Raw genomic sequence first — 894 nt, 5'->3', positions numbered from 1 at the left:
CAGCGCGGCCGCCGTCCTCGCGGCCGGCGTGCTGGTCGCGCTCACGGCGTGCGTGCCGTTCGTGACGCCCGGCGACACGCGCACCGAGACGCGCGAGATCGGCGACGCGTCGGGCGTCGTCCTGCGCGGTGCGGGCGACATGACGATCCGGCTCGGCGAGGCGCCGTCGCTCACCGTGACGGGTGGCGAGAACGTGCTCGATCGCCTCACGACCGAGGTGGAGGGCGACCGGCTCGTCATCGACGTGCAGCGCGGTCCGATCGTCGTCGGCGCGCGCGACCTGGTCTTCGACATCACGCTGACCTCGCTCGAGTCCGTCCTGATCTCGGGGTCCGGCGACGTGACCGCCGAGTTCGGCGACGCCGACGAGGTGGCGCTCGAGATCCGCGGCTCGGGCGAGATCGAGACCGACGAGCTCGACGCGACGTCGGTGCGCGCCTCGATCAGCGGTTCCGGGTCGATCGTCCCGAGCGGCACGACCGACGATCTCCAGATCCAGGTCGACGGGTCGGGCGACGTGGACGCCTCGGCGCTCCGCGCCGACAGCGCCCGCGTCGTGCTGTCGGGCTCGGGTGAGATCTCGGTCGACGCGTCGGACTCGCTCGAGGTCGTGCTCTCGGGCAGCGGCACGGTGCGGTACTCGGGGCGCCCGGAGATCCGCAGCACCGTGTCGGGGTCGGGCGAGATCACGCCGTCCTGAGTCGGCACGGGCCGCGGAGCGTGATCCTCGTGCGCTTCGGGAGGAAGAAACGCGAGACACGCCGGCGCCGGCGGATGCCGCTGCGGCGTGTCGTGCGGAAGGTCCTCCCGTAGGGGCGGCCGGGCGGGCCTTCCGGCGGATGCCGCTGCGGCGTGTCGTGCGGAAGGTCCTCCCGTAGGGGCGGCCGGGCGGGC

At 73.8% G+C, this 894-nt stretch carries 1 protein-coding gene; it reads left to right on the top strand.

Annotation, left to right across the window (positions count from 1 at the left end; all coding sequences use genetic code 11):
- The coding region (locus ESO86_RS17755) for a head GIN domain-containing protein (RefSeq protein WP_165308364.1) at positions 1 to 700 on the top strand (700 nt) is incomplete at its 5' end.
- Positions 701 to 894 lie beyond the last annotated feature (194 nt).

It is taken from the genome of Agromyces binzhouensis (assembly GCF_004135055.1).
In the GTDB taxonomy this organism is placed as follows: Bacteria; Actinomycetota; Actinomycetes; order Actinomycetales; family Microbacteriaceae; genus Agromyces; species Agromyces binzhouensis.
This window is presented reverse-complemented; position numbering and strand designations above follow the sequence as displayed.